We start from the raw sequence: 21,813 nt of genomic DNA on the forward strand, positions 1-21,813 counted from the left end.
ATACCAAAGTATAACTATACCTGCGTATAACTATACGAAAGGTTAATTATACGAAGAGATAATTACCGCCGGGACCAGAGAGGCATAGGATGCACTCAACGCATCGTCAACGCGTGGTGCGATTTCACCTGTTAACCTCACTGGATACCATTATGTCTAACTCAAAGCTCGAAGTGTTAACCCCGGATAACTGTCAGATTATCTTCATCGACCAACAGCCGCAGATGGCGTTTGGCGTGCAGTCTATCGACCGTCAGGTGCTGAAAAACAACGTGGTAGCGCTGGCGAAATCGGCCAAAGTGTTCAACATCCCGACCACCATCACCACCGTTGAAACCGAAAGCTTCTCCGGCAACACCTTCCCGGAACTGCTGGATGTTTTCCCGGGCAAAGAGATCCTTGAGCGTACCTCCATGAACTCCTGGGATGACCAGAAAGTGCGTGACGCGCTGGAAGCCAATGGCAAGAAGAAAGTGGTGGTCTCCGGTCTGTGGACCGAAGTGTGCAACAACACCTTCGCCCTGTGCGCGATGCTGGAAGGCGACTACGAGATCTACATGGTGGCGGACGCTTCCGGCGGCACCTCAAAAGAGGCCCACGACTTCGCCATGCAGCGCATGATCCAGGCGGGCGTGATCCCGGTAACCTGGCAGCAGGTGATGCTGGAGTGGCAGCGTGACTGGGCGCGTAAAGAGACCTACAACGCGGTAATGGATATCGTGCGTGAGCACTCCGGTGCCTACGGCATGGGCGTCGATTACGCCTACACCATGGTGCACAAAGCACCGTCTCGCCAGAAGAGCGAGCACGAAACCCTGGCGCCGGTTCCGGCCCCGGTCCGCTAAGTTAACAGCGGCAGGCTGGGCCCTCATCCGGCCTGCCGCTGACCTCTCTGGAGTCCATCATGAGTACTGGGTTAATTTCCCTCGCGGCAGGCGTGCTTATCGGCCTGCTCTACGCGCTGCTGAAAGTCCGTTCTCCGGCGCCGCCTGCGCTGGCGCTGATTGGTCTGCTGGGCATGCTGGCCGGTGAACAGGCCACCCGCCATTTTTTGCATGCTGACGACACCGCGCAAAAGGTGCCCGTCACCCTCTCCACAGGAGCCTCGTCATGAAAGCCTGGGTCGTTTCGCTGAGCTGCGGAATTCTGGCAGGGGTTATTTATGCCGCAATTGATGTACACTCGCCCGCGCCGCCCGTTGTTGCGCTGATGGGGCTGTTTGGCATGCTGGTGGGGGAGCAGTTGATCCCGATTGGCCGCCGCCTGTTCAGCCGTCAGCTGACGATGACCTGGTTTCGCCACGAATGCGTACCCAAAATCAGCGGTACTCCGCCTCCACCCCGTCCCGGCGACGGCAGCGAGGGTTAATCACGTCCATATTGAGGAAAGAGAGCATGCCGCAGCGCATAGCCATCATTGATGATGAACGGTCTGTTCGCAGCGGGTTAAGCAACCTGCTGCAGTCGGAGGGGTATGCCACAGAAGCCTTCGACTCGGCGGAAGGGTTTCTCAGCCACCCCACCGCGCTGACAGATGCGGCGCTGGTGATTGCCGACATCCGCCTGCAGGGGATGAACGGTCTGGAGATGCTCGACAGGCTGCACCTTATCGCCAGTTCACCGCCGCCGATCATTTTTATCTCAGGTCATGCGGATGACAACATAGAGCGCTACGCTGTTGAGAATGGCGCCGTTGCTTTTTTGCGCAAGCCGATAAACGTCGATGTGCTGCTGGCGCACATTCAGCGCGCGCTCGCCACCTGACACCACCTGCACCGTTATCCCACGAGAACCATTAATGAAGAAAAATAAGGAAACGTGGATGAACACCCCATCGCTGCCTGCACTCTGGCCCGCCCCCGGAAATTTATCCGAAGGGCGGGCTTTTGTGCTTAAAGAAGATGTCATTTTTACCCCGCTGGGCCAGGAGGGAAGCCTCTGCTGGCTGAATGCCCGCCTGCCCAGTTCGGGCGGGTCGTTTATTATCGCCACCGCCGTGAGCGATGAAGAAGAGGCCAGCGCAACGCGCCTGCTGCGTAATGAGTTTGCCCTGCGGGAGTACCTGAGCGACGACTGGGCTATCCGTCCGGTCGCCACCACGCAGTACCACGGGCGCTTTGCACTGGTTTACGCCCCTTTTTCCTTTGTGCTGCTGACGCGCATCGTTGGTGCGCCGATGGCCTGTATCCAGAGCTTCCTGGAGCTGGCGATCCGCATCAGCCTGCCTCTGCGTCTGATGCATCTGCGCAACCTGGTACACGGGGATATCAAGCCCGGCAATATCTTTATTCATGACGACAACAGCTGTCGGCTGGGGGGCTTTGGCCTGTCGTCCGGCGCCTCGGAAGAGCTACAGCAGTCGCGACTGGCCATCGTGGGCGGCACACCCGCTTACATGTCGCCGGAGCACACCACCCGTACTCACCGCTCGGTGGACAGCCGCAGCGATCTCTACAGCCTCGGGGTGGTGCTCTACGAGCTGCTCACCGGCAGCCTGCCGTTTGAGCTGGGCGGCCAGGATCAGGGCAAGTGGGCGCACTACCACATCGCCTCGGAGCCGCGCTCCCCGGGAGTGGTCTGCCCCGGCGTGCCCGCTATGATCTCGGCCATCATCCTGAAGATGCTGGCGAAAAAACCGGAGAACCGTTACCAGACCATCGACGGCCTGATCGCCGACCTGCGCCGCTGCCAGGCTACCCTGAGCGACGAGGGCGATATTGCCGCCTTTACCCCCGGCTTGCAGGATCGCTCCCCGGCGTTTCATCTTACCGATACCCTCTACACCGCCCATCCCCAGGCAACGGATCTGATCCACGCCTTTGACCGGGTATGCCGCGACAACCTTGCCGGGTTTGTGGCGATCAGCGGCCCGTCGGGGATCGGCAAATCGTCCCTTATCGCCTCGGCGTTAAAGGCGCTACAACACCGCAATGTGCTGCTGGCGGTGGGCAAGGTGGATCAGTTTTCCCCCACGCTGCCCTATGCCGCCCTGAGCTCAGCCTTTCGCACCCTGGTGCTGCACCTGCTGGGGCTGTCGGCAACGGAGGTGGCGCAGTGGAAGATCCGCCTGTCGCGGGAGCTGGAGGGGTATGAAGAGCTGGCCGTCAGCCTGGTGCCGGAGCTGCGGCTGCTGCTGGAGAACAAGCCGCGCTTCTCCAGCGACAGCTTCTCCCTGGACGCCCGGGCGCGCTTCAGCCATATGGTGCTGGCGCTGGTGAAAACCTTCGCCAGCGCGGGCTGCCCGCTGGTGCTGCTGCTGGATGATATCCACTGGATCGACGCCGCTAGCCTGCAAATTCTGGAGTACCTGCTGACCAACGCCAGTAACGTGCCGCTGCTGCTGGTGGTGGCGCACCGGGATGTCTGCCCGGTGCCGGACGCAACCCTGAATCAGCAGCTGGCGAACCTGCACCGGGCCTCGCGCAATACCACCGAGCTGCGCCCGGAGCCGCTGTCGGTGAAGGCGGTGTCGCGCTGGCTGGCGAGCATCTTCCATACCCGCTCCGCCAGCACCGCGGATCTGGCCGGGCTGATCCACGAGAAAACCGGCGGCAATCCGCTGTTTGTCCATGAGTTCTTCCGCCGCATCGTCGATGACGGGCTGGTGACGCACAACAAATATCAGGATAAGTGGCACTACGATCTGCACGCTATCCGCACCCGGCACTACACCGAAAACGTGGTCACGCTGGTGCTCCAGCAGCTGGAGGAGATGCCCGAAGAGACCCGTCGGCTGCTGGGCAGCATCGCCTGTCTGGGCGGCAGCGGCGAGCTGGAGATGGTCTGCCGGGTGGTGTCGATGTCGGTGGCGGAGATCCGTTACGCCCTGCATCCGGCGGTGACGGCGCAGCTGATCACCCTCAGCGACGAAGGCTATGCCTTTACCCACGACCGGGTTCAGGAGGCGGCCTTCGCCCTGCTGGATAACGCCGAGCGCAGCCGCCTGCACCTTACCACCGCCAGCCTGCTGGCGGAGTCGGCCCGTCAGGCGGCGGGTAACGAGATTCTGTTCCGCGCCGTCCACCACGTGACGGCGGCGCTGGACAGCATTCAGCCTGCGCCCCAGCGCAAGATGTTCCGCGAGCTGAGCCTGCTGGCCGCCCGCCGCGCCCGCCGCTCGGGGGATTATCTGTCGGCCCTGAGCTATATCCAGACCGCCCGGGCGCTGGGCAACGCCGGATCGGCGCCCGAGAGCGCCAGCGACTTTATTCTCGACAGCGAAGAGGCGGGCTGCGAGTTTGCGCTGGGCAATCTCGAGGCCACCCGCCGGCTGTGCGACCGCATTCTCGGCTCCCCCGGCGGGCTGGCGGAGAAAGCCCTGGCGGCCAACCTGCTGGCCGAAGTCTACATGCGCCAGTCCGACAACCGGCTGGCGCTGGAAGCTGCCCTCTGCTGGTTGGCGGTGTTTGGCATTCACGTCAGCCGCTTCCCGGAGACCGCCGAGTGCGACGAGGCCTGGCAGAGCCTGTGCAACCGCGTTGGCGAGAACCCGCAGGACCATTTTAGCCGCCTGCCGCTGATGAAAGATGGCGACACCGAGGCGGTGATGAACCTGCTCAACAGCGCCAGCCTGTTCGCCAGCTTCACCAGCTCGCGCCTGCATTTCATACTGCTGTGCCGGATGATGCACCTGACGCTGGATCACGGCATCACCGGCGCCTCCACCACCGCGATGGCGTGGTTCGGGGTGCTGATTGGTCACCGCTACGCCGAATACCGGCTCGGCTTCCAGTACGGCACCCTGGCCCGGGAGCTGGTCAACCGCCACGGCTACGACGCCTTTGAAGCCAAAACCCTGCTGGCGCTGGATCAGCTTAGCGTCTGGACCCAGCCGCTGGGCTACACCATTGAGTGCGCCAAGGCCTGCTTCACCTCCGCTGTAACCCACGGCGATATGACGGTGGCCTGCTTCGCCGCCTGTCACCAGGTGATCAACTTCCTCACCCGGGGCGATCATCTCGACGCGGTGCTGATGAGCATCGAGCGCGGACTGGCCTTCGTGCGTAAAACCCATTTTCAGGACATAGAGACGATCCTGCTGATGCAGCGCCACTATGTGGAGCACCTGCGCACCCCGGTGAACGGTCAGTGGAGCGCTAGCGAGGCGCTGCCGCAATCCCTGCTGCCCGGAGCTACAGAGCAGGCTCCGGAGCAGACCTCCACCATGCTGTTCTGGTTCTGGCTCTACCGTGGCATGGCCCACTTCGCCTGCGGCGAGTTTCCCCAGGCGGCAGATAATCTGGCCCAGGCCGGGCGCTTTGCCTGGTCCGCGCCGGGCCACATCCACCTGCTGGACTACCACCTTTACAGCGCGCTCACCCTCTCGCAGCAGCTGACCCCGGAGACCTTTTCCGCCGATCTGCGCCGTCAGATCCACCTTCATTACGACAAGATCGCCCTCTGGGCGCGGGTTAACCCCGGCACCTTCGCCGATAAAGAGGCGTTGATCTACGCCGAGATCGTGCGCCTCGACGGCATGAACAGCATCGCCCTCGAACAGTACGAGAAGGCGGTGCGCCTGTCGCGCGAAGGGGGCTTCAACCCTTTCAACGCTCTGGCCCACGAGCTGGCGGGCCGCTTCGCCCACGCCTGCGGCTACACCACCGCCGCCGAGGCACATTTCCGCGGGGCGATGACCGCCTGGGGACGGGCCGGGGCGCAGTCCAAAATACGCCAGCTGGAGCGGGATTTCCCCTATCTGCTGGCCCCCGGCCAGGCCAACGCCTGGGACACGGTGGCCTTTGCCCGTAACGAGGAGATCCGCGACTTACAGAGCGTGATCAAGGCGTCGCGCGCCCTGTCGGAGGAGATCAATCTCGAACGGCTGATCGAAACCCTGATGACCATCCTGCTGGAGCGGGCCGGGGCGCAGCGCGGTTTTTTGATTCGGGTGAATGACAACAACATCCCTGAGATCGAGGCCAGCGCCAGCACCACCACCGACGGGGTGCAGGTGCAGATCCGCAAAGAGGTGCCGACGGCCACCGAGATGCCGCTGACGGTACTGGCGGCGGTGATCCGCACCGGGCAGGAGATCCACACCGGCAAACCGGAAGAGTTCCACCCCTTCAGCCAGGACCCGTATCTGGTCACCTCCGGCGCGGCGGTGATGTGCGTGCCGATGTTCAAGCAGGCGCGGCTGGTGGGGGTGCTCTACCTGGAGAACCGTCTGATGCCGGAGGTCTTTACCGTCGAGCACTCCCGGGTGGTCAGCCTGCTGGGGGCACACGCCGCCATCTCGCTGGAGACCGCCCGGCTCTATGCCGAGCTGCTGGAGGAGAACCAGCAGCGGCGTCGGGTGGAGAAAGAGCTGCGGGCCAGCCAGACCTCGCTGATGCTGGGGGAGCAGATCAGCCATACCGGCAGCTGGCGCTGGGAGCTGCAGCAGGATCTGATGTTTATGTCGGAGGAGTACGCCCGCATTCTGGGCCTGCCGGAGAAGCAGAAGATGATCTCGATGGCGGAGTTTCTCACCTTTGTGCATCAGGATGACTATCCGCGCATCAGCACCCTGGTGACCGAGAGCGTGCGCGATGGCCTGACCATGCGCGCCGAGTTCCGCATTATTCGTGGCGACGGCGCCGTGCGCACCATTCTGGGGATTGGCGATCCGGTCGGCGTGGGCAGCGAAGTGAATGAGTATTACGGCATCATCACCGACATCACCACCCAGCGGACGGCGGAAGATGCCATGCGGGTGGCGCAGGCCGAGCTGGCCCGCGTCTCCCGGGCGACCACCGTCGGGCAGTTAACCTCATCCATCGCCCACGAGTTCAACCAGCCGCTGATGTCGATTGTCGCGAATGCCGGGGCCAGCCTGCGCTGGCTGAACCGCGATCCGGCCCGTCTGGATAAGGCCAGGCTCGGACTGGAGGAGATTGTCTCCGAGGGGGAGCGGGCAGGGGAGATCATTCGCAGCCTGCAGTCCCTCACCCGCAAACAGGATCCGGCCTTTGCCCGCATCGATCTGCACCATCTGGTGCGGCACATCATCACTCTTTCGCGCAGCGAGCTGGAGCGGCGGAGCATCAGCGTCAGCTATGCCCTGGCGGCGGCGAACAGTTTTGTTGTGGCTGACAGCGTGCAGATCCAGCAGGTGCTGCTGAACCTGGTGATGAACGCGGTAGAGGCGATGGCCGAGATCAAAACGCGGCCCGGTACGCTGCTGCTCTCTACCTCGAACCCGGAAGGGGGCGGGATCACATTTGAAATCGCCGACAGCGGTACCGGCATCGCGCCGGGGCAGACCGAGCGCATCTTTGACTCATTCTACTCCACCAAAGCCCAGGGGATGGGGGTGGGGCTGACCATCAGCTACAGCATTATCGAGCGCCATCGCGGCAAGCTGACGGCCCGCAACCGCGAGCCGTACGGCTCTGTCTTTGCCTTTACCCTGCCGCTGGCGGAGGGCGAGACGTCACTCTGAGGGCTGGCTTCAGGTCAGGCGCTCCGCGGCCCTGACCAGATCCGCCAGCGAGCGGGCCTGCATTTTGTCCATCACCCGTCGGCGGTGGACTTTGACGGTGATTTCACTCACCCCCAGCTCGGCGGCGATCTGCTTGTTCAGCATCCCGCTGATCGCCAGCTGCAACACCTCTTGTTCCCGCGGCGTTAGCGAGAGATGGCGCTGCTTGAGAGAGTACTGCTCCCGCAACTGCAGAGCATTCTCTTCCGCCAGCTTCAGCGCGTCGCCAATGGAGTTCAGCAGATCGTTCGACGCCACCGGCTTGGTGAGAAACTCATACGCGCCGCCCTTCATCGCCTTCACCGTCATCGGAATGGTACCGTGACCGGTAAGATAGATTATCGGGATCTCGCGCCCGCTGGCCTTCAGGGAGTCCGCCACTTCAAACCCGCTGATGGTGGGCATCTGCATATCAAGGATCACGCAGGAGGGCACATCTTCAAAGGTGTGTTGCAGAAAAGATTCTGCCGAGGAGAAGTCGAGGGCGTTCAGCCCGGCAGACTCCAGCAGCCCGACCACGGACCGCCTGACAGCGTGATCATCATCAACGACATAGACAATGTGTTCCATTAATAGCCCCAATGTTTCAGCCTGACAGAGATGAGAGGATTTTCGCTCAGCGTGCAAGCTACCTCCCTGACGATCAAACGAGTATGGCGGCAGCTTTCGAACGCAATTACTCTAACACATTAATTCTCATTATCATTTAACAATATGATAACTATATGAAAGGCGAATTATTGCAGGCTCAGCGCATCGGGTAGCCGCAGCTCAGACGCTTGCAGGGTTTCGCCAATATAAAAGGGTATAATCCATAAGCGTATACCTGTATTGCAAAATTCGTAGGGCATTTGCAGCGGCTGATTAAAATGATCGTGTGCAGGGTAAATAAGTAACATATCCCCGTTGCCCTGTAGGTAGTTCACCCCGTATGCCAGCATCTGAAAGAGATCGTCCCGGGACTGATCGAGCTGAGCCTTACGATCGTCCGCAATTTTCCATTTAATATCGCAAACGATTGTCGCTCCAGTGCTTCCCTCCCGCGGCCTTAATTTGATGTCGGGCCAAAGACCAAAGAGTTCATCGCTGTTGAATCGCACCAGTTTATGTTCATAGACTTGTGGCTCCACATGCCAGCTGTGGCGATAGTGATGACGCATCCATGCCGTGACAAAAGACTCAAATACCGCCTCCATCGGGAAAAGCAGAGAGATCGCGCTGGATTCCCCCTGCATACAGTGAGGCGACTGACCTAGCAGGATCAACCGGGCCCAGGCGAGTGCATGTTCGTAATGGTGCATATGGCGATCCAGCCGCACCTGGTCGAAGGCAACGCGAACATCGTTGATAGACGGGATATCTTCAAAGTGTGCCTGCAATGGGCGAAGTTGCTGCAAAAGTTGTGGATGGCGCGTCTGGCGATAGACCTTAGCAAGCGCGGTTTTCAGGATGCGGTTTTCCGGGCGTTCAACGTTGTACTCATCAAACTCAACCTGAAAACGATCCTTTCTTATACAATTTTTGGTGAGCTGGGCGGAGATCTGCAATTTTCCCTTCATCCAGGGCAAATTATCCTGAAGACGCAAATAGTCTCGTTTCAGACCCTGACGCACAATTTGCTGTACGCTATCGATAAATTGCTGAATAAACACATCCAACAGCGGCATTTTTGAGGTCCTGATGCTGGAAGTGGAGGTAGCAATATGGCGAAAGGATTTTAGCGTACGCAGCATCATCAGGAGCTGTTGACGTGCGATGTCGACATTCTCTTCGCTGTGTCCGGTTTTTGGCAGCACTTCAATAAAGCTATTGCCGGGCAGGGCGATCACCCCGGCATAATTCTTTACCTGAAGGGTCTTTACACCACCCCGGCTACGTAAAGTAAGCAGGCGATGCGTGTTCTCCGCATCATCCCTCAGAGCGCGCTGCTCAAGCCACTCAAACAGGCGTTCGGGCAAGGCGACCGCATGAGCTACGCGGTCGCTATCTTTTTCACTTACCAGGTGTCCGTATTCGAAGACGGTAAAATGTTGCCGGGAGCTCATTCCCCGTTACCTTTGCGTAAGGCATAAATTTGCTGCCATGCGAGTGGGTTATTCCAGATGTCGTCATCTTCGTCAGCCAGCAAGAAACGGGAGCCGATCTCTTGCAGGTCGTTAGTGCCCTTCATGCCGAAGAGGTCAGCGAACTGTTTCTGATCTTTTACCTCGCGGATAAATTGCAGTTGTTCGTCTTTCTGGTTATCGCCCAGCACCATGCGGATCTTTTGCCAGTCATTATAGAAGTACTCTTCCAGCAGCGGCAGAACCTTATTTCTCATGATCCGCTTGAGTCTTGCAAAGGCCAGTTCTTCGTCTTCTCTGGCCTGCACAACCGGGATGAAAAAGGCGTGACCCAGCGTATGTTCGCTGTCATACAGTACTTGGATGCGGTCATTTAGGGTTTGCAGCAGGCGCGGCAGATTTATGCCCTTAACGATGGTATTAGCCAGAACATCAATATCTGGCAGCATGGCTTCAAATTCGAACCGGCGTCGCAGGGCTGTGTCCAGCGCAGTGAGAGAGCGGTCGGCGGTATTCATAGTACCAATCAGATAGAGATTATTTGGCACGCTGAATGAGGTGGCGGAGTAAGGCAGCATAGCACTAAGCGCTTCAGGCTCTCCGGCGCGTTTAGAAGTTTCAATCAGCGTGATCAGCTCGCCGAAAATTTTAGAGATATTGCCACGGTTAATTTCGTCAATAATCAGGACGTAGTTTTGTCGTTTTTCAGGCGTCTCCTCAGGGTTTAAGGATATTTCGCCCTGATCAACCAGATAGTTAATAATGCTGCGTACATATGAAGGATTATGTACTTCAGTCTTCGGGTTTTGGTAAACCAGACGGATGTCTTTGAGGTAGGCATTATAGCCCTGGCCTAAATCATCTTTTTTCGATTGCGACGGGAAGATCCCAAAGGTAGTCTGGCTCTTATAAGTCAGCTGGAAAGGTTTTCCTCGCTGCGTTTCAAGGGTAATGCTCTCGCCTTCTGCCAGACGCCCTTGCAGACGGGCAAGCGCTTTATCAAGTTTTAGCTGAACGCCTGCGTGACCGAATGCGGCATCCTCACAGATTTGTTTAAAAATACCCGGTTTGATTTCATAGCGAATATTACCGTCGTCAGTGGTCTCCGCTCTTAACCCCTCAATAAACTCCTCGTAGCCGAAGCTCTGATGGAAAGTAATAAAACGCACCCGTTTTTCAGCAATCAGACGGTCGTAGATTTTTTTTAGCTCGCGGCGTTTTTCGGTTTCATCTTTACCAAACTGCTGAAAGTACGCTTCGGGTTCGCAGGCACGTACGGCCAGGGCAATAGTGCGATAGGTTTTACCGGTACCAGGCGGGCCATAAAGGATGGTATTTTTCGGCAGTTGCGGAGTGCTCACTTTTTCGTCCTGCTCCTCCTCTGAGGAGGTCATGTCACTGCCGAGTGTCGTGATATCATTTTTTTTCTCAATCACCTGGTTATAGAGATGCCAGAGTGACATGTTAAGTTCGATAGGATCGACCTCATCACCCAATGCTCTATGCAGCGCTTTTTTGAGATCCAGATTACGTGCAAACCATTCCTGCTCCTTTGGAAGTCCGAGTTGAAAATGGTTATTACAGTAGTTATAGCTACTGAAAAAATAACTGACATTAACGACATTAGTGATTTGCTGAGGATAAAAGGCTGCAAAGGCGCGATGGCACAATGCCCAGTAAACTTTGTTCAGCACGCCGTCAGCTTTCAGCTTGATCAGGCGTTTAATTACCTGTTCGTAATTCTCCAGAGAACACTCTTTAGCTATCTGACGGGTAAGAGCGAGAAGCTGTTTTTGCGCAGATTCGAATTCAAACTGGGACATGCCGCCCTGTTTCAGGCTTGAGATACCATTGCTGCGTTCATACCAGATCTGTCGGATCGTATCCGCGCTAAAATTGGGGTTTTCTGCCTGAATCTTGTCAACAAGTTTGCGGTAGCGCTTACCCCAATCCGGGCTATACCGATCGTTTTTTGCAATGTGGGCATTGAAGAAAGGGGCTAACGCAGATGAATCCTGAACCATGACGCACTCCATGTGGAGGATAAAGAAATTAAGATAATCCGTATCTTATAGGATTTATCTGAACTGCGTCACTGCCTGTTCAGGGGAGGCAGTGACGAATTATCCGGATGTGTTTCAGTCCTGAATGTGCTGTCTCACTCCCCCACCAGCTCAATACGGTTCCCGTCCGGGTCCGCAATTACCGCTTCATAATAGTCATCACCCGTCATCCTTGGGGCGCTCAGCAGCGTGTTATTCAGCCGCGCCTGCTCCGCCATCCGATCCACATCCGCCTTGCTGCCCACGTTCAGCGCGATATGCGCCCAGCCGACAAACTCCGGGTGCGACGGGCGATCGGGCAGATCCGGCACCGTCATTAGCTCGATGGTCGGCCCGTCGGACAGCGTGATAAAGTGCGATGCAAAGCCGGGGCGGTTTTTACTCAGGTAGCGTTCGTTACGCTGGCCGCCAAATACCGTCTGCCAGAAGTGGACCTGTGCGTCCAGGTTACGGGTCCAGAGTGCCACATGTGCAATATTCATCTTATCCCTCGCTGCGGGCGGGTTGAGAGGCGGTGACGGTCACGGAGAGCAGGGCGACGACCAGCATCAGCACCATAATGACCATAAACGCCTGGGTTAAAGAGGTGGCGTGCGCCACGAAACCGATAATCGCGGGCCCGGCGAGCACGCCGAGATAGCCCAGGGTAGTGATGGCCGGGACGGCAACCGCCTGCGGCATGCGGGTCTGACGGCCAACGGCGGAGAACATCACCGGCACGATATTGGCGCAACCGGCCCCCACCAGCACATAGCCCAGCAATGACAACTGCCACTGCGGGACAAAGGTCACCAGCGCAAACCCTGCGGCGGCCACGATGGCACCCCCCACCACGGCGCGCAGGGCGCCAGTGCGGGCGATCAATTTATCGCCGGTTAAGCGGAAAAAGGTCATCGCCACCGAGAAGCAGGTGAAGCCCAGCCCGCCCAGGGATTCAGGCACGCCGCGCACCTCGGTCAGGAACACCGCGCTCCAGTCCAGCACCGTGCCTTCGGCGAGAAACACGGCAAAGCAGATGAGGCCGATCAGCAGCACCACGCCGCGCGGCACCGCAAAGGCCGGGCCAGAGGCGGGATTAGCCCAGGGCAGCAGCCCTTTCAGGCTGAAAGCGAGCATCAGGATAACGCTCAGAATGATGATCAGGCAGGCGACAAAGGCGCTGGCCCCGAGGGTCAGCAGCAGAGTCATCGCCCCCGCACCCGCGATGCCGCCCACGCTGTACATGCCGTGAAAACCGGACATCACCGGCCCGGGGGCATCGCGTTCAACGATGATCGCCTGAATATTCATGGCGCAGTCCGTCACGCCGACCCCCACGCCAAACAGCAGCAATGCGGCGGCGAGCAGGCGCGGATCCGGGATGATGGCAAGCAGTGGGGTAGTGAGCAGGACGATCGCCATCGCGGTAATAATCACCCGGCGGCAGCCGTAGCGGCTGGTCAGCATCCCGGTGAGCGGCATCGCAATTAACGCCCCCATGCCCAGACAGAGCAGCAGCGAACCAAGCGTAGCCTCGTTAACGTCGGTGTTGGCTTTGGCGAAAGGCACCAGCACCGCCCAGGTGGCGGTCACGTAGCCGGCAATAAAAAAGACGATCCGGGTGGCAAGCCGGTGAACGGCTCCGGTGGTCTGAGAGGTCATTTCACATCCTTATCAGGTTTCAGTAACGGGGAGGCAGGCGCCTTGCGCTGCACCGTTTCCCCGGCGCGCGCATCTGCGTTCACAGGTTCAAACAGGAAGCCGTCATAGGGCTGAGTGGCGGGCACCTGTTGATGGTAATCATCATCGCGCTTCATTGTGACGCTCCGGTTGTGATGGCATGGATTGACAGAGCAGGCGTTCATGCAACATTATGCGCATTGTTGCTCGATTCAAATGCCGAGAAGATAATTTATGCTCGATTATGCAGCTTTCCCGGAACAACGACAAGATCGGATCCGCCAGATCCTGCAAGAAAATGGCCGGGTGGTCTGTGCCGACCTGGCGACCCGGATGCAGGTGTCGGAACACACGATTCGCCGTGATTTACATGAGCTTAGCAAAGAAGGGTTCTGTAAGAAGGTCTATGGCGGCGCGGTGTTACAGCTGGCCGATGCCGGGAACTTCTACAGCCGCGAGCAGCAAAACCACGCAAAAAAAGCCACGATCGCGCAGAAAGCAGCAACGCTGATCAAGCCGGGCAGCTGTATCTTTATCGATACCGGCACCACCAACCTCGCGCTGGCGAGGGCTCTGCCGCCGGATTTGGCCGTTACCGTGGTGACTAACTCCCCGGCCATCGCCGCGGAACTACTCCGTCACCCGCTGTGCGAGGTGATCATCACCGGCGGACAGATCCAGCGCAGCTCCGGCGGGGCCGTGGGGGCGACGGCGGCCAGCCAGATCCAAGGGATGATTTTCGATCAGGCGTTTATCGGCGGCTGCGCGATGGATCCTGGCATGGGGCTGACCGGGTTCGACTTTGCCGACTGCGAGTTCAAGAAAGCGGTAATTAGCCAGAGCAGCCAGACCATCGTGGCGCTCACCACCGACAAAATCCCCGGCGTGGCGCGCTTTGTAGTGGCGAAAAGCAGTGATATCGACGTGCTGGTGGTAGAGGCGAGCTTGGATCAGGAGGCGATCGCAGCGTTTACGGCAGAGGATGTGCGGGTTATCAGCGCCTAACGCACCGCAAACACCACCGCCGTCCAGCTAACGCGCGTAGCAGGGGGAAATTCGGGACAGGGCTGGATCGGCGTGCAGGCGCCCGCCCAGATAAAGGTCTCTTCATCAATCCGGTACCAGTGCGGATTGCCCTGCACCGCATCACCCACCACCGCCGCCTGAATGCGAACCACGCTTCCTTCAGGCAGCTCACCGGCCACAGGTGCGAAAACGGACGGGTTCTCCTTACGGGTATAAACCCCCATCAGGGTCTTTACGCTGGCGGAAACCGGCAGTTCAATAAACGGGCTCATGGCAGGCCTCATGACAATACGCTCTTAGTGATTAACGATATAAGTCGCTCTGTAACTCGCGCTCACGATAAAGCGTGAAACTGTCACCCTGTGTCATGCGAATGGCTGAATGCGGCAGGTTTTCATTCCCCCTTGACCCACGACAAGGCAGCGCGGCCCCACCTCTTCCTATAATCACACCCGTTTGTCTTTTTAACTGGTGCTAACCATGGCGTATCAACTCAACCTGAACTGGCCGGAATTTTTAGAAAAATACTGGCAAAAGAAACCCGTTGTTCTCAAAAACGCACTGCCCAATTTTGTCGATCCTATCAGCCCCGATGAACTGGCAGGGCTGGCGATGGAGCCGGAGGTGGACAGTCGCCTGGTGAGCCATAAAGAGGGCAAATGGCATGCCAGCAACGGTCCGTTTGAGCACTTCGATGGCTTAGGCGAAACCGGCTGGTCGCTGCTGACGCAGGCGGTAAACCACTGGCACGCACCTTCTGCCGAACTGGTGCGCCCGTTCCGCGTGCTGCCGGACTGGCGTCTGGACGATCTGATGATCTCCTTCTCGGTGCCGGGCGGCGGCGTAGGCCCGCATATCGATCAGTACGATGTGTTTATCATTCAGGGGATGGGTAGCCGTCGCTGGCGCGTAGGCGACAAGCTGCCGATGCGTCAGTTCTGTCCGCATCCGGCGCTGCTCCATGTCGATCCTTTTGAGCCGATCATCGATGAAGATCTGGCCCCGGGCGATATTCTCTATATTCCGCCTGGATTCCCGCACGACGGCTTCACCCACGAGACGGCGCTCAACTACTCCGTAGGCTTCCGCGGGCCGAATGGCCGGGATCTGATCAGCAGCTTTGCCGATTACGCGCTGGAAAACGATCTGGGCGGGGAGCACTACAGCGATCCGGATCTCACCTGCCGGGAGCATCCGGGCCGGGTTGAAGCCTATGAACTTGAGCGTCTGCGCAAGATGATGATCGACATGATCAGCAAGCCAGATGATTTTACACAGTGGTTTGGCAGCTTCATCTCCACGCCGCGCCACGAGCTGGATATTGCCCCGGCGGAACCGGAGTACACGCCGGAAGAGGTGCTCGACGCGCTGACGGGCGGCGAAACGCTGACTCGCCTGAGCGGGTTGCGGGTGCTGAATGTCGGGGGCAGCTTCTTTATCAACAGCGAGCGGCTGGAGGTGTCGGATGCAAACGCAGCGGATGCGCTGTGCCGCTACACCGAGCTTAGCCGTGCGGAGCTGGGGGATGCCCTGCAAAATCCGGCGTTTGTGATAGAGCTGACCGGACTGATTAACCAGGGTTACTGGTACTTCGACGAATGATCACAAAGGCGGCGCGGGGCACAGGCCCCACGCCGCCACCTTTAAGCGGCGAGGATATGACAGGCTTTCCAGTAATCAAGAAGGCGCTCGTCATCAGGTTCTCGCTCCGCTTTACTTTTCATGGCCCGTGCCAGATTCTCTCTCGACACCTCCTGGCCTTTTTGGACGATATCTAAAACCGCTTCACCAAGAGCCAGGGATATTTCGGTACGATGCGTTTCTACCATATATGCCTCCGTGTTGAGTGCGTGAAGATAATTATGCGACATAATAACGTGCCTGGAATATTTCTCAGTTGATTCTTATATATTTCGTGCGAACCTTAAACGCGGCGGGAAATAATGTTTCGAAATGCTAATGAGGCGGTAGAAACCTTATTTATGGACTACAGTTAGTTTCGTGTCACACCCGTAGAAACCAAATGAGGAGAATTAATTATGGTAAACCAGAGTGAAATCAAGGACCATGCTCAGGTAATGGCAAGCTGCGGTACCCACGTTGGCACCGTTGACCATCTTGACGGCAACCGCATTAAGCTGGCAAAAAATGACTCCGAGTCCGGCGGTAAACACCATTATATTCCGCTGGAGTGGGTCGATAAAATCGACGGGAATAATGTGGTTCTGACCAAAGACCATAAAGAAGTGTTTGCTGGCTGGCAAGAAGCGTAATAATCGTCAGCACCAGGCGGATATATTTGAGCTCCGGCATCTTGTCGGAGCTTAATATTTATTAAATTTGCCTGCATTGCCGCCGCGTTAAAGGAGTGATACTGTTTTATTTTTAATATGCTTTTCCAGGCGCAGGTATGTCCGACACAATGCTCCCTCACCCGGCCCCCACAGCGAAAAAAACCTTTTCCGTTGCTGACTTTAAGGTCTTTGGCGAGCGCTACGGCATTGACTACCGTTTTCCGCTGCTCACTGATACATGTGCCAGCAGCAGCCCGGTTCTGCACGGCGATGTCGAAGAGATGATCCTGCCGTCCGGCATCTCATTAACCCACTCCGATGTCCGCGTTCTGCAACCTTATGAAACCACCTCCCGCCACAGCAGCCCGCTTTATGTGCTGGTGGTGCTGGAAGGCTGCGTGACCCTGACCCTGAGCGGCAACGTTTATGTGGTGCGCCCGGGCATGGCTTTCAGCGCCAGGCTCAGCGAGCAGCAGGCGATGTCTGCCCGTCATGATGCGGATATCGCCCTGAAAACCCTCTCTTTTGGTGTTTACCCTGATGATGCCCGCCGGGAGAACCTGCTTGCCTCACTGCTGGCGCAGTGGGAGAGGCTGAATGCCCCCACCTTTGTCTGGCAGGTGCCGGATTTTGTGCTGGCCGGGATCCAGCATGCCCGCCAGCGCGAGCGCAGCAGCCTGTCGCGCCAGCTGCTGCTGGAAGGGGTGATGTACCAGCTCCTCGGCCACGGCCTGCACCTGCGGGAGCAGCAGGGCACGGCGCTTGCTGGCGCATCAAGCGGTGAACAGGCCCGGCTGGAGCAGATCCGCCATCTGCTGGAACAGGCCCCGGAGCAGGAGTACACCCTCGCCCAGCTGGCCGCTCAGGCAGCGATGAGCCCCAGCAGCCTGCGCAGCAAGTTCCGTCAGGCCTATGGCTGCACGGTATTCGACTACCTGCGCGACTGCCGCCTGGCGCTGGCGCGCCGCTATCTGCTGGAAGGCCACAGCGTACAGCAGGCGGCCTGGATGTCGGGCTACCAGCATGCCACCAACTTTGCTACCGCCTTTCGCCGTCGCTACGGTATCTGCCCCGGCGCGGTCCGTAACGGCTGCTAATCCCTTTTTCCTCCATCGCCAACGCCATTCGTGCGGTTTGGCATTGCGCATACGTACTCTGGCAGCGCGCATAGCTATCTTCTAAATGAAAAAGGTAATAATTCTCATTAATAATTAGAAATAGCTCTGGAGATTTTCATGTTCGCTAAATCGCGGCTGGCACTGCTGGTGGGATGGGTTACCGGGAGCGTCGCGCTCCCCCTGATGGCGCAGGAGACGCCGAAAACCGAAACGGTTGTTGTCACCTCGCAGATGCAGAGCGGCGCCACCAAGCTGGCGACGCCGGATATCGAGACCCCGCAGGCGGTGTCGATTGTTACCCGTGAGCAGTTTGAAGAGCAGGGCGCCACCAGCGTCCGCCAGGCGGTGAGCTACACCCCGGGCGTCTACAGCAACCAGATTGGCGCCTCAAACCGCTTTGACTACATCGTGCTGCGCGGCTTCTCCGACGGCAGTCTGGATAACGTCTACCTCGACGGCCTGAAGATGATGGGCGACACCAACTCCCACAGCTCGCTGGTGGTTGACCCCTGGTTCCTGGAAAATATCGAAGTGGTGCGCGGCCCGGCCTCGGTGCTGTATGGCCGCTCGTCGCCGGGCGGGATCGTGGCGCTCACTTCGCGCAAACCGTCGTTCGATCCGGGCGGCGAGATCAAGCTGTTCGCCGGGAACAACGATCAGCGCGGGGCGATGTTTGACGTCACCGGCGCGCTGGACGATAACGACCGCGTGGCGGCCCGTCTGAGCGGCATGACCCGCTATGCCGACTCCCAGTTCGATCCGCTGAAAGAGGAGCGTTACGCCCTGATGCCGAGCCTGACCTGGCGCATCACCGATAACACCCGCCTGGATCTGATGGCCTACCTGCACCGCGATCCCGAAGGCGGGAGCCACTCCGGCCTGCCGTACGACGGCACAGTGGTGCCGCACAACGGGAAGATGATCTCTAACACCTTCTTCGAAGGCGAAGACGATTATGACAAGTACGACCGCCGCGAGGATATGGTCGGCTATAACATTGAGCACATGTTCGACAGCGGCTGGTCGGTGCGCCAGAAGCTGCGCTATCTGCACACCAAAGTGGAGCTGAACCAGGTTTATGCCGCGGGGTGGCTGAACGACACCGAACTCAACCGCGGTTACTCTGGCTCGGACGAGAAGATGAACGCCATCACCCTGGACAACCAGATCGACGGCAGCTTTGATACCTGGGCGGTTAACCACCGGGTGCTGATTGGCCTCGATTACCAGGATCGCAGCAACCATACCACCGGCTATTACGGCAGCTTCCCGCCGATTGACGCCTTCCACCCGGTCTACGGTGCCGGGCCGGACAGCATCACGATGTACAGCAAGGAGAAGCACAAGCTGCGCCAGACTGGTTACTACCTGCAGGATCAGCTCTCCCTGGACCGCTGGCGCCTGACCCTGGGCGGGCGCTATGACCAGGTGAGCGTCTCCAATGTCGACAAGCTCAACGATACCCGCAGCGATCTGGACAAGAATAACTTCAGCAGCCGCGCGGCGCTGCTCTACCTGTTCGATAACGGCATCGCGCCGTATATCAGCTACTCCACCGCTTTTACCCCGACCAGCTTTGCGGATGAGAACGGCGATCTGCTGGACCCGATGAAAGGCAAGCAGTGGGAAGCGGGGGTGAAGTTTGAGCCGGAGGGGATGAACAGCCAGTTCAGCGCCTCGGTGTTCCGCATCAACCAGAAAAACATCGCCACCAAAGAGGAGCCGACCGATCCATACCGCTCCATCGGCGAAATTGAATCGGAAGGGGTGGAGCTGGAAGCGGTAGGGCAGTTGACCGACAGCCTGCGCCTGCAGGCGGCCTACACCTATACCGACATTCGCTACAAGAAGAGCAGCCCGGAGGAAGAGGGCAAGCGTGCGGTCTATGCCCCGCGTAATATGGCCAGCGGCTGGCTCAGCTATGACGTCAAAACCGGGCCGCTGGATGGCCTGACGGTGGGCTCCGGTGTGCGTTACGTCAACGGCGTGACCAGTGACCGCATGAATACCCACACCCTGCCGTCATACACCCTGGTGGATCTGGCGGTGGGCTATGACCTGTCGAAGGTGGGGCTGACCGGGGTAAGCGCCCAGCTGAACGTCAACAACCTGACGGACGAAAGCTACGTGGCGGCCTGTAACTCGCTCTCCTACTGCTACTTTGGCGCCGAGCGCAGCATCGTCGGCAGCGTGTCGTGGACGTTCTGATGTGAAAATGCCCGGTGGCGCTGCGCTTACCGGGCCTACAAAAGAGTCGAACCGTAGGCCGGGTCAGGCGCAGCCGCCACCCGGCGAACAGGCCGCACCGCGCTACTCCGCCATCGCAATATTCACCGCTTCCCCCATCTGCTCTACCGCCGCACGGTGCTTCTCGTTTGGCGGCAGGGCGCAGTTGATCCGCAAACAGTTCCGGTACTTGCCGGAGGCCGAGAAGAGCGATCCGGCGGCGATCTGGATGTTAAACCGCGTCAGCTCCCGCGACACGCAGACCATATCCACATGTTCCGGCAGCTCCACCCACAGCATGTAGCCGCCCATCGGGCGGGTCACACAGATGCCACAGGGGAAGAACTGCCTGACCCAGCAGGTGTAGGTCTCGATATTCTGCTGGTAGATCTGGCGCATCCGCCGCACGTGGCGGTGGTAATACCCTTCGCGGATAAAGGTAGCCAGTGCCAGCTGGCTGGCAGGCACGTTGGTGCCACTGGCGGCATACTTCATGTGCATAATCCGGTCGTGATAGCGGCCCGGGGCAATCCACCCCACCCGCAGCCCGGGGGCGACAGTTTTGGTAAAGGAGTTGCACAGCAGCACCCGGCCATCGATGTCCAGCGAGTGAATGGTGGAGGGGCGGGGATACTCGAACGCCAGCTCGCCATAAATATCATCTTCAAAAATGACGATATCGTGCCGCTGGGCCAGCGCCAGCAGCTGACGTTTGCGGGTCTCAGGCATGATAAACCCCAGCGGGTTATTGCAGTTGGGCACCACAATCACCCCTTTGATCGGCCACTGCTCCAGCGCCAGCTCCAGGGCTTCGACGCTGATCCCCGTCACCGGATCGGTGGGGATCTCGATCGCCTTGATCCCCAGACCGCGCAGCATCTGCATGGTGCCGTAGAAAGAGGGGGATTCCAGCGCCACGATGTCGCCGGGCTTACAGATGGTCAGCAGCGCCAGAGAGAGGGCGCTGTGGCAGCCGCTGGTGACGATCAGATCGTCGGCGGTGACCACCGATCCGGCGTCCAGCATCAGGCGGGCGATCTGCTCGCGCAGTTCGCGTCGCCCGGCGAGTTCGTCATAGCTGAGCACCTCTTTAACGCTATGCTGCACCACCCGGCTCAGCTCTTTCCACAGGGGCTTGAGGCTTGGCTGGGTCAGGTCGGGTTGGCCGCCGCCAAACGCCGTGATGTCGGTTTTGTTGCGCCCCTCCATCAGGGTCAGCACCTCATCCCACCGGGTCACCTCCACCGGACGCTGCACCGGGCGCGACATCGCCGGCACCGGCGGCTGCGCCTTTCGCGGCGCGACAAAATAGCCCGAGCGCGGCTGGGGGGCGATCAGCTGTAAGTTTTCGAGGATCTGATAGGCCTGCTGTATGGTGCTGATGCTGACGCCGTGCTCCTGGCTCAGGGCACGCACCGAGGGTAAACGCTCCCCGCTGCGATAGAGCCCTTGTTCAATGCGTTCCGCCAGAAGATTGGCCAGATGTTGGTAGCGCGTCATGCTGTATCCCTTATTCTCACCATACAGAAAAGCAAACCGGTACAGATGGCGGTAAAAACTGCCATGCAGTTCCTGTTTTAGACGATCTGTATGTTAAAAAAAGTAATTTTTGAATCTGTATTGGAAGGTGTGGGATCCGTGATGATAACCCCTCAGACACCCCGAGGAGAGCATCATGGAATTCCACGAAAATCGAGCCAAACGCCCCTTTGCGATCTTTATCTGGATGGGAAAAGCCCTTGTCCGCTGGTATCGTATCAACCGCACACGCCGGATTTTGAGCGAGTTAAGTGATGAAGATTTAAAGGACATCGGGTTGTCACGGTATGATTTGTAGCTTGCGCAGTTATCGCCCGGTGGCGCTGCGCTTACCGGGCCTACAAGGGCACGAACCGTAGGC

At 58.7% G+C, this 21,813-nt stretch carries 20 protein-coding genes; 11 read left to right on the forward strand and 9 right to left on the reverse strand.

Annotated features, from left to right (window positions below; all coding sequences use genetic code 11):
• Positions 1-152: 152 nt before the first annotated feature.
• Genes FHC51_RS07950 through FHC51_RS07970 form a run of 5 tightly spaced genes read left to right on the forward strand, consistent with a single transcriptional unit; the run spans position 153 to position 7,425 of the window.
• Entirely contained in the window at positions 153-845 is a 693-nt protein-coding gene (locus tag FHC51_RS07950) for a hydrolase (protein WP_103823317.1), read from the forward strand.
• Positions 846-904: 59 nt separating this feature from the next.
• Positions 905-1,114: a DUF1427 family protein gene (locus tag FHC51_RS07955; protein WP_220435267.1), complete on the forward strand. Its 210-nt coding sequence runs from the start codon at positions 905-907 to the stop codon at positions 1,112-1,114.
• Positions 1,111-1,368, forward strand: coding sequence for a DUF1427 family protein (locus FHC51_RS07960; RefSeq protein WP_103823084.1), 258 nt, complete (start codon positions 1,111-1,113; stop codon positions 1,366-1,368). Before FHC51_RS07955 ends, FHC51_RS07960 begins: the two co-directional genes overlap by 4 nt.
• A gap of 26 nt (positions 1,369-1,394) precedes the next feature.
• Complete coding sequence (locus tag FHC51_RS07965) at positions 1,395-1,763, forward strand: response regulator (protein WP_220435268.1); 369 nt, start codon at positions 1,395-1,397, stop codon at positions 1,761-1,763.
• A 58-nt stretch (positions 1,764-1,821) separates the two neighbouring features.
• Positions 1,822-7,425, forward strand: coding sequence for an AAA family ATPase (locus FHC51_RS07970; protein ID WP_220435269.1), 5,604 nt, complete (start codon positions 1,822-1,824; stop codon positions 7,423-7,425).
• Positions 7,426-7,434: 9 nt separating this feature from the next.
• Here the strand turns inward: FHC51_RS07970 and FHC51_RS07975 are convergent, their stop codons facing one another.
• From FHC51_RS07975 to FHC51_RS08000, 6 genes are all read right to left on the reverse strand, one after another.
• On the reverse strand, positions 7,435-8,034 hold the full coding sequence (locus FHC51_RS07975; RefSeq protein ID WP_156653825.1) for a response regulator transcription factor: 600 nt from the start codon (positions 8,032-8,034) through the stop codon (positions 7,435-7,437).
• Between the two features lie 167 nt (positions 8,035-8,201).
• Positions 8,202-9,509, reverse strand: a complete 1,308-nt coding sequence (locus FHC51_RS07980) for an McrC family protein (protein WP_220435270.1) — start codon at positions 9,507-9,509, stop codon at positions 8,202-8,204.
• Positions 9,506-11,551: an McrB family protein gene (locus FHC51_RS07985; protein WP_220435271.1), complete on the reverse strand. Its 2,046-nt coding sequence runs from the start codon at positions 11,549-11,551 to the stop codon at positions 9,506-9,508. Before FHC51_RS07985 ends, FHC51_RS07980 begins: the two co-directional genes overlap by 4 nt.
• 134 nt (positions 11,552-11,685) lie before the next feature.
• Complete coding sequence (locus FHC51_RS07990) at positions 11,686-12,072, reverse strand: VOC family protein (RefSeq protein ID WP_220435272.1); 387 nt, start codon at positions 12,070-12,072, stop codon at positions 11,686-11,688.
• A gap of 1 nt (position 12,073) precedes the next feature.
• The gene (locus FHC51_RS07995) at positions 12,074-13,231 is read right to left on the reverse strand and encodes an MFS transporter (protein WP_220435273.1); all 1,158 of its coding nucleotides are present in this window, start codon (positions 13,229-13,231) and stop codon (positions 12,074-12,076) included.
• Positions 13,228-13,386 carry a hypothetical protein gene (locus FHC51_RS08000; RefSeq protein ID WP_220435274.1) on the reverse strand — a complete coding sequence of 53 codons (159 nt, stop codon included), beginning with the start codon at positions 13,384-13,386 and terminating at the stop codon, positions 13,228-13,230. Before FHC51_RS08000 ends, FHC51_RS07995 begins: the two co-directional genes overlap by 4 nt.
• A 97-nt stretch (positions 13,387-13,483) precedes the next feature.
• Between FHC51_RS08000 and FHC51_RS08005 the strand changes: the two genes are divergently transcribed.
• Positions 13,484-14,254 carry a DeoR/GlpR family DNA-binding transcription regulator gene (locus tag FHC51_RS08005; RefSeq protein WP_220435275.1) on the forward strand — a complete coding sequence of 257 codons (771 nt, stop codon included), beginning with the start codon at positions 13,484-13,486 and terminating at the stop codon, positions 14,252-14,254.
• Here the strand turns inward: FHC51_RS08005 and FHC51_RS08010 are convergent.
• Positions 14,251-14,547, reverse strand: a complete 297-nt coding sequence (locus FHC51_RS08010; protein ID WP_114388052.1) for an SH3 domain-containing protein — start codon at positions 14,545-14,547, stop codon at positions 14,251-14,253. The genes FHC51_RS08005 and FHC51_RS08010 overlap by 4 nt on opposite strands.
• A 208-nt stretch (positions 14,548-14,755) precedes the next feature.
• Between FHC51_RS08010 and FHC51_RS08015 the strand changes: the two genes are divergently transcribed.
• Positions 14,756-15,877 carry a cupin domain-containing protein gene (locus FHC51_RS08015; RefSeq protein WP_220435276.1) on the forward strand — a complete coding sequence of 374 codons (1,122 nt, stop codon included), beginning with the start codon at positions 14,756-14,758 and terminating at the stop codon, positions 15,875-15,877.
• Positions 15,878-15,918: 41 nt separating this feature from the next.
• Here the strand turns inward: FHC51_RS08015 and FHC51_RS08020 are convergent, their stop codons facing one another.
• On the reverse strand, positions 15,919-16,104 hold the full coding sequence (locus FHC51_RS08020) for a DUF2767 domain-containing protein (RefSeq protein ID WP_114317151.1): 186 nt from the start codon (positions 16,102-16,104) through the stop codon (positions 15,919-15,921).
• Between the two features lie 210 nt (positions 16,105-16,314).
• On the opposite strand from FHC51_RS08020, the gene FHC51_RS08025 reads away from it, so the two are divergent.
• The 3 genes from FHC51_RS08025 to foxA all read left to right on the forward strand — a co-directional run bounded on the left by FHC51_RS08025 (position 16,315) and on the right by foxA (position 19,895).
• On the forward strand, positions 16,315-16,548 hold the full coding sequence (locus tag FHC51_RS08025) for a DUF2171 domain-containing protein (RefSeq protein ID WP_103178088.1): 234 nt from the start codon (positions 16,315-16,317) through the stop codon (positions 16,546-16,548).
• A 137-nt stretch (positions 16,549-16,685) separates the two neighbouring features.
• A complete protein-coding gene (locus tag FHC51_RS08030; protein ID WP_220435277.1) occupies positions 16,686-17,666 on the forward strand; it encodes a helix-turn-helix domain-containing protein in 981 nt (326 codons plus the stop codon).
• 120 nt (positions 17,667-17,786) lie between these two features.
• Complete coding sequence (foxA, locus tag FHC51_RS08035; protein WP_220436664.1) at positions 17,787-19,895, forward strand: ferrioxamine B receptor FoxA; 2,109 nt, start codon at positions 17,787-17,789, stop codon at positions 19,893-19,895.
• Positions 19,896-19,997: 102 nt separating this feature from the next.
• Here foxA and FHC51_RS08040 read toward each other — a convergent pair whose 3' ends face one another.
• Positions 19,998-21,413 carry a PLP-dependent aminotransferase family protein gene (locus tag FHC51_RS08040; protein WP_220435278.1) on the reverse strand — a complete coding sequence of 472 codons (1,416 nt, stop codon included), beginning with the start codon at positions 21,411-21,413 and terminating at the stop codon, positions 19,998-20,000.
• Positions 21,414-21,588: 175 nt separating this feature from the next.
• Between FHC51_RS08040 and FHC51_RS08045 the strand changes: the two genes are divergently transcribed.
• On the forward strand, positions 21,589-21,750 hold the full coding sequence (locus tag FHC51_RS08045; protein WP_114316002.1) for a DUF1127 domain-containing protein: 162 nt from the start codon (positions 21,589-21,591) through the stop codon (positions 21,748-21,750).
• The last annotated feature ends 63 nt before the right edge of the window (positions 21,751-21,813 follow it).

This window comes from Leclercia sp. EC_58 (assembly GCF_019584355.1).
Lineage (GTDB): Bacteria > Pseudomonadota > Gammaproteobacteria > Enterobacterales > Enterobacteriaceae > Enterobacter.